Annotated in this window: 7 protein-coding genes and 1 pseudogene; 1 reads left to right on the forward strand and 7 read right to left on the reverse strand. The window is 59.3% G+C overall.

The features are described 5' to 3' along the window. Nucleotides 1-605: pseudogene (locus AC1D17_RS26885) on the forward strand (UvrD-helicase domain-containing protein); the annotation flags it as partial. A gap of 502 nt (nucleotides 606-1,107) precedes the next feature. Here AC1D17_RS26885 and AC1D17_RS26890 read toward each other — a convergent pair. The 7 genes from AC1D17_RS26890 to AC1D17_RS26920 form a co-directional block, all read right to left on the reverse strand. Beyond that, nucleotides 1,108-2,100 (reverse strand): bile acid:sodium symporter family protein, encoded by a 993-nt coding sequence (locus AC1D17_RS26890; RefSeq protein WP_112841473.1) that lies wholly within the window; start codon nucleotides 2,098-2,100, stop codon nucleotides 1,108-1,110. Nucleotides 2,101-2,167: 67 nt separating this feature from the next. Further along, nucleotides 2,168-2,749 carry a cysteine hydrolase family protein gene (locus AC1D17_RS26895; protein WP_477568311.1) on the reverse strand — a complete coding sequence of 194 codons (582 nt, stop codon included), beginning with the start codon at nucleotides 2,747-2,749 and terminating at the stop codon, nucleotides 2,168-2,170. Between the two features lie 59 nt (nucleotides 2,750-2,808). Further along, nucleotides 2,809-2,961 carry a hypothetical protein gene (locus tag AC1D17_RS26900; RefSeq protein ID WP_162713028.1) on the reverse strand — a complete coding sequence of 51 codons (153 nt, stop codon included), beginning with the start codon at nucleotides 2,959-2,961 and terminating at the stop codon, nucleotides 2,809-2,811. A gap of 165 nt (nucleotides 2,962-3,126) precedes the next feature. After that, nucleotides 3,127-3,372 (reverse strand): hypothetical protein, encoded by a 246-nt coding sequence (locus AC1D17_RS26905; RefSeq protein ID WP_112841475.1) that lies wholly within the window; start codon nucleotides 3,370-3,372, stop codon nucleotides 3,127-3,129. 108 nt (nucleotides 3,373-3,480) lie between these two features. Beyond that, the gene (locus AC1D17_RS26910) at nucleotides 3,481-5,133 is read right to left on the reverse strand and encodes an amidohydrolase (RefSeq protein WP_246711332.1); all 1,653 of its coding nucleotides are present in this window, start codon (nucleotides 5,131-5,133) and stop codon (nucleotides 3,481-3,483) included. Nucleotides 5,134-5,197: 64 nt separating this feature from the next. Continuing rightward, nucleotides 5,198-6,682 (reverse strand): aldehyde dehydrogenase family protein, encoded by a 1,485-nt coding sequence (locus AC1D17_RS26915; protein ID WP_204337984.1) that lies wholly within the window; start codon nucleotides 6,680-6,682, stop codon nucleotides 5,198-5,200. A 67-nt stretch (nucleotides 6,683-6,749) separates the two neighbouring features. Further along, nucleotides 6,750-7,446: ABC transporter permease (locus tag AC1D17_RS26920; RefSeq protein ID WP_477568312.1), on the reverse strand; the 697-nt coding region annotated here is incomplete at its 5' end.

Consider the following 7,446-nt stretch of genomic DNA (forward strand, 5'->3'; position numbering starts at 1 on the left):
TCGCAAAACAGGGCTTCGCAAACATCGAAGCCGTTAGCTGCAAGACGCTCCACTCGGCGGCGCGCGCAATTGACGCCACGACCAGCGTCGCGCGCCTGAAGTTACTGCTTAACTTCGCCGCCAAGTGCATGACTGGCGCCGACAAAGCAGAGCTGAATAAGGCTATCGACGCTCGCCAACAGGGCCGGCGCCGCGGTCAAACGAAGTTTGGCTTTCTTTTCCCAGCAATTGACGACGTCGTCGCCACAGGCGGAGAACTGGCCATGCTGGCGTTTCTCCAGGGCCTGCGGGATCGGCCCGACGCTCATCTCTATCGACGTGAAATGTTCTATGCGATGCGATCTGCCCTGCAGAACAAGGCGGCCCGCCAACTCGCCACTCTTGGCGACTCCGTCTGGGAGGTTCAGAATCGAGCTCGCCATGCTGGTCGGCGGCTAAGTGATCGCAGCATCGGAAGCACTCTCCTGGTAAAAGGGCTGGAATTTGACCGTGCAATTATAGTGTCCTCGGAAGCCATGACTAATAGGGACTGGTACGTGGCTCTCACTCGCGCCACGAAGACCATGCGCATTATCTCCACTTCAGAAAAGTTCACGACCAACTGAGTGGCTAAGTGTTGCACCTTGATCCTCCGTGTCTGAACAAGAAGAAAGAGAGCGCGACGCTGGATGTGCTGGATCACCCTCGATGCCGCGACCACAGCCTAAGTTAATGCAAAGACGAAACAATAACATACGGATGGGAAATGTAAGTATTTGGTCGTTGGTTCGAACCCCTTCAAGAGCTCCTTGTCTACCGCAGCTCGGGTACCAAGGTTCTTTCACATACAGCTCGCAAAAGTCGCGAGCTTTGATCGAGTCCGTCTGGCTCCGGATGGGACCGTTCATGTGCGAGGCGGTTGCCCATCTTCACCAGAGTTATCAGGTGGACCGGCATGTCGAAGCGATCGAGGCGATCAAGCGCCGGGATGCCGTTGCCCTGAAGGAAGCCATTCATGGCTGATATCCAGGATGGGTCCGGTCATGTCGTTCGCTAACATCTGCGCGACGTCGCGGCATCGGAAGCCGATAGCAGYGCTGACAGATCTGCGCGGTTCCAGCCGGCCGCTCATTGGGGTTGCACCGCCGTGGCACTCCGCTGGGATAACACAGCCAGCGCCGTCAGTTGAATCAGGTGATAGAGCATCAGCGGCAGAATGATAAGCGCCACTTCGGCACGGTCAAACAAGATGCCGGCCATGGGCAGTCCGGTCGCCAGGCTTTTCGTCGAGCCGCAAAACAGCAGAGCTAGGCGGTCTTCCCGCACCATGCCGGATGCGCGCCCACTTCCTTCCACGGTGGCCATCGCCACGCCTAGAAGAATGACGCAGATGGCGATCAGCAGGCCAATATGCCCCCATGACAGCAGATTCCAGATTCCTGCGACAACCCCCGCCGAAAARGCCGAGTAGACGATCAGCAGGATCGAGCCGCGATCCACCAGCATAGTCGTCTGTTTATGACGGTTTATGAAGGCTGAAAGCCATGGTCGGACAAGCTGTCCCAGCACGAACGGCAGGAGGATTTGCTGGGCGATCTTCCAGATTGCCGCCAGCGGATCACCCGCGCCGTTGCTTGCATGCAGCACGATCGCCAGCAGCAGCGGGCAGAGCACTACGCCGACGATATTCGACAGCGACGCGGCGCAGATGGCGCCCGCGACATTGCCGCCCGCCACAGAAGTGAAGGCAATCGAACTTTGCACCGTTGAGGGCAGGCAGCCGAGATAGAGAAACCCGATGCCGATCGCCGCGGGAAACCAGGCCTGAGACAGGCCAAAGAGTCCAAAAGCAAGCACCGGAAAGAGAGCGTATGTACACAGAAGGCAACCGAGCTGGAGTTTCCAGTTGGTAAGGCCGGCCACAATTGCGGCCAAAGAAAGCTTGACCCCGTAGAGGAAAAACAGGAGTGCAATGGCCCAGAAGGTCACCCCGGAGAGGATCGTCGCAAACTGCCCCCGCGCTGGAAGAAAAGCGGCAAGCAAGACGGTCAGAAAAAGGATGATGAGGTAACGATCCAGCCCCAGGCGCTTCAGACAGTTCTCGATGGCAGTCAATGTCATGCCGTCAAGTCTCCAGATTATGAGTAAGTTTGCCAGTTTGGTGAGCGAGGCATGAGACGATGCGACCTCAGCCGGCGAGCCATTCGGCCGTAGAGAATACCCGCGCGAAGCCGGCCGAAAGGGTGGCCGCCGTCGCTTCCTTGATCGCCGCCTGTGTCGCACTTTCAGAAAGATCGGGGCAGCCCGTGGCATCGAGCAGGAAATCAACGAAGTAGTCCAAATCGTGGCCATTGCGAGCGGTCGCCTCGCAGCAGAAATTGGTCATGAAGCCGGTGACGACGATGCGGTCGATCGATTTTTCCCGCAGGATTTGGTCGAGACTGGTGCCGACAAAGCATGAATAACGCTGCTTGGTCACAGCAAGCGCTGTCGCCGGAACCATCAGTCGCGGATCGTCCTCCACCTCCTTGGTTCCGGCGACGAAGCCAAGTTCGCCCGGTTGGCCGCTGAAATCGAACATGCGGCCAGCATCCAATCCGTCGGCGCGGTGGAAGTGCCGCACGTGTACGACAAGATCACMCGATTTTTCGGCCGCGGTCAGCACTTTGTTGATGTTGGCGATCACCGCATCATTGCCAACGCAATGAAGCGGGGAGGCGCGATCGGTATAGATCTTCTGGACGTCGATAATGAGAATTGCGCGTGCCATGAAAAAAACTTTCTAAAATCTCTGAGCCATGCCGTCTTTGCGGGCATCAGACGCATCGGTCAGGGTGCGCTTTTCCAAGCGATCCACACGGCCTGTCCGCCGCCGAACGGTTCCGGCGCTTCCTCGACCTGAGGGCCGAGCGCCGCCACGTGACCGACGATCGTGCCGGAAACGCCACGCTCGGCCCGGAGCACGCCTTCGGAATGAAACACGCGGGGCGCCGAACAGAGTGAAAATCTCGTATTCCGCAATTAGATCGATACGTCTCCAAGCGCCAGAAAACAGTAGCTTGGGCACTATAGCTCCTGTGCAGGCCAATGGTTTGAATAGGGGATTTTCGGTCGGCAGCAAGGTGACCCTCAGCGATATGCTCATGATCAGGCCTCGAATGTTACGCGACCGCCGCAGACGGTCGACCCAGGGAAAAAAGTATTGATCTCGTCTTTCGGCAACGCTTCGATGTCGTCGGAAAGAATGACGAAATCGTCAAGATAACCGGGCGTAAGTTTGTCATTGCGATCCTCCGCATGCTCAAAGCCAATGGACTGAACCGTAATCTGAAGGCAACGACGATCGACCTTAACCGCAATTTCGTTGAACTGCCCATAAGTCTTGCCATCCATGCGGCGTGGCCGCGAGAACGTCTTCTAGAAAACATAATGGAATGGGGTATTGCAGCAGGTTGAGAGGCTTCCTGCAATACTATCCCTGCATCCCGCTTCGTTGGCGTATCATGCCGAATAAGTGATGCGCCCCCCACAGATCGTCTGTTGTGGCTTTACCTCCGCAATCTCGTTAGCCTCAATTCGATCAAGGACGCGGTCCCAGATAACTAGGTCTGCAACAAACCCCGGCTTCAGCATTCCCTTCCAGTCTTCTGCGAACTCAGCATACGCACCGCGCACTGTGTAGGCGTCCAGGGCCTCCATAAGCGTCTGCCGGTTGTCCGGAAGATCGTCTGTCCACGGCTTCATCGTCATGGCCGAATGCATGGAAAGCATTGGGGAGACCGGTGACACCGGCCAGTCGGTCGAGAAGATCAGATCGATGCCAGCGTCGCGCACAGCACGCCAAGCATAGGATCTGGCCCAGTTCTGTCTGCCGATGCGCGAGAGTGTCGGTTCCAGAGGCAGGCCCATTTGACCCGGGGGAACGGTCGGCTGCATGGAGGCGATAAGCTTCATCTCGGCCATCCGCGTGAGATCAGAGGGCCGAACCACTTCAATGTGCTCGATGCGATGGCGGCTGTCCCGCTTGCCATTCGCGTCTGCCGCAGCGGCATAGCCGTCGATGGTATTGGCGACAGCGCCGTCGCCGATCGCATGCACGGCGATCTGAAGGCCTCGCTTGTCCGCCTCGGTGCAGATACGGTCGAAAGTCGCCTGGTCGAAGCGGGGCTCTCCCTTCCAGCCGGGTCGGTCGGCATATTCTTCGCACATCACTGCCGTATGAGAATCGAGCACACCATCCATGAACATCTTGACGGTTCCCGAATTCAACCATTCGCCCTGAAAGTCTGACTGTAGCTGCGCTGCTTTGTCCATCTGCGCGGTGATGTCTCCGCCCGTATAGTGAAGCGGCACACGCCCGCGGCACAAAAGCCCACCTTCCGCCTCGATCTCTCGCAGGAGTTCAAGCTGATAGCGGTTTCCGTCCATGTTCTGGAAGCTCGTGATCCCGTGGGCAGCAAGATGCTGAAGCCCCCGTTTCAGAAGCTCCCGGTCATAGGCGCGCTCTTCTGGTGTTGGCGCCGGATCCGGCTCGCCGCCCGTGCTGAGACCCAGCAGGTCTCGACCGCCATTGGCGCCAAGTGCGATAACATCATCGAAGGCATAGTGCTCACGCAATTCTCCAGTGGCCAGCCGATCGTCTCCCATCACGATCTCGTTGCCGGGCGGAAGGCTTCGCCCCTGCAGAATGCCAGCTTTGGTGAGCGCGATCGTATTTGCCCAGATTGTATGATGGTCCGGCGACATCACCGCGAAGGGCCTGTCGGGAAGGATCGCATCCAGCACATGCCGGTCGACGTTACGATCTCCGCCCAGGATCGTGTAGTCGCACCCATTGGCGAGCAGCAGCGGTTCGTTCGGCCGGGACGCCGCGTAAGTTTCGACGGCTGCCTTGAAGGCCTCGAAGCCCTTCACATTGAAGAGGGAGAGCTGGTCCAACTCGCTGGATCCACCGAAAATGTGGATGTGGCTTTCGTTTATGCCGGGCGTGACAGACATGCCGTTGGCATCGATTACTTGGGTAGCGGCGCCGCGATAGGCGGCGATCTCGTCTGCGCTTCCGACCGCCAGAATCCGTCCGCCGGCAATGGCGATCGCTTCGGCGTGCGGTTGCTTCGGGTTCATCGACAGGATCCGTCCGTTCGTGACGATCATTTCTGCTGAAGCGTGCATGCTTGTCCTCTGCAATAGTTGTTCGGCTGGTCGGAGGTGGCGGAGCTTAAGCCGCTCGGGTCATGTGCTTGACGCCGCGATAGGCGGCCAAGCCCCAGGGGCCGAGCTCGCGACCGATGCCGCTCGCCTTGAAGCCGCCCCAGGCCGTGTTGGGGAAAATCAGTTGGGGCGTGTTGACCCAGACATGGCCCGCATCGATCCGTCTTGCGACCGCCTCGGCTGCATCCTTGTCACCGCCAACCACCGTGGCGGCCAGCCCGAACTCCGTGTCATTCGCCAGCGCAACCGCCTCGTCGGCAGTCTCAAAGCTGCGGATTGCCAGCACGGGGCCGAAGATTTCGTCGCGCCAGAGCGGATGGTCCGTTGGGACATCGCGATAGATCGTCGGCTGGATAAAGAAGCCACCCTGCACCGCATCCGGTGCGCCGCCTGTGATGCAGTGCAGGCCGTCGGTCTGGGCCTTGTTCAGAACAGACTTCACCTTTTCAAACTGTTCTCGAGTGGTCAACGGACCCATCTGGGCGTCTGGATTGTCGGGCCCCCCAACAGTGATCAGCTTGGTATTGGCGATCATCGCTGTTGTAAATTCATCAGCAATCGAGGCCGCCACGATGAGCCTCGACGTGGCCGAGCACATYTGGCCGCAATTAAAGAAGATCCCGGCGCTTGCGATCGCAACCGCCTGCTCGATGTCGGCATCTTCGAGAATGACGATCGGTGATTTGCCGCCGAGTTCGAGCGAGACAGGAACGATGCGGCCGGCTGCGGCTGCCATGACGCGGGTTCCCGTCGCATTCGACCCCGTAAAGGAGATCTTCCGGATCCGACGGTCTGCACAGAGGGCAGCACCGACATCGCCGCGACCGGGCAGGATATTCAGCACACCGGGTGGCAGATTAATTTCACTGGCGATGTCRCCATAAACCAGTTCGGCGAGCGTCGTGAACTCCGACGGCTTCAGGACGGCGGTGCATCCGGCGGCGAGAGCTGGTGCCACCTTCCATGCGGTGGTCACCATGGGGAAATTCCAGGCGACGATCAGCCCGACCGGCCCGAGCGGTTCGAACTGCGTGTTTCCTAAAAGGTCGGGATCGCCGAGGTCGACCGTCTGCCCCTGCTGCCCGTCGATCTTCTCAGCAAGACCGGCATAGTATTCGAACGTCGCGACCGCATCATCGACATCGATTTCCGCCTCGAAGCGCGGCTTGCCGTTGTTGAGCATCTGGAGTGCAACAAGATCCGGCTTCCGTTTCGAAAGCCCTGACGCGATGGCGCGCAGATAGCGCGAGCGCTCGGCGCCGGCCGTTGCTCTCCATGTGGTAAAGGCGCGTGCTGCAGCTTCGGCTGCCAGTGCCACCTGGTCGACCGAACCCGGAATGAGGCTGTTGAAGGTTTTCGCCCTCGACGGATCGACGCAGGCCAGGGGCGACGTGCCACCGCCGACATGCCAGCCGCCGTCGATGTAAACGGCCTTGTCTCGCTGCAGGAGGTAAGCTGGGACGTTCGTCGGCTGATAGGAATTCGTGGTCAAGGCGTGGTTCCTCCATTTCGAAAACGCGGTTGCGACAGGGGCGTCGCGTGTTCCTCGGACAACGACGTTACCGACGATGAGCGCCGAGGAGCTTTGGAAGGTCACCAAAGCGGGCAACCAGTGAAAAGATTACGATCGTGAGGAACACGAACAGGACCGAAGCCGCTGCCATCACGGGCGTGTATCCGTAGCGCAGCGAGTTGAAGATGCGCATTGGTAGCGTTTCAAGAACGGCACCCACGGTCATGTAGGCGATGAGATATTCGTTCAGCGACACGACGAACGCGAAGGCGAAGCCGGAGATCACATAGGGGCGAACGAGGGGTAAGATGATCCTCGTCAGCACCTGCCGGTCATCCGCACCAAGCATGGCAGCGGCCTCTGGAAGGCTCCGGTCGAGCGCGCTGAATCCGAGCGTCAGCGACACCAGCGGAAGCGACACCAGGAAAATCCCGTGGCTGACGACGACGGTCCAGTATTGCCCGTAAAAGCCGGACTGCGTCCAGAAGGACAGAAAGCCGAGCGCCGTGATGACCGGGGGAAGGAGGAACGGCGCAAGCCCGGCCGCAATCACTATCCTGACCCAGCCGAGCCGGTAGCGCCAGCTGAACCAGGCGATGGGGAAGGCGATAGCGACGGCGAGGGTGGCTGACAGCAGGGCGGTAATTGCGCTGTTGGATATCGAGGTCGACCAGTCGCCAGCGCCGAAGAGTTCGAGATACCAGCGCAGATTGAAACCCTGCGGCGGGAAGGTCAGCGACTTC

The organism is Pararhizobium sp. P1_E7, assembly GCF_056405855.1.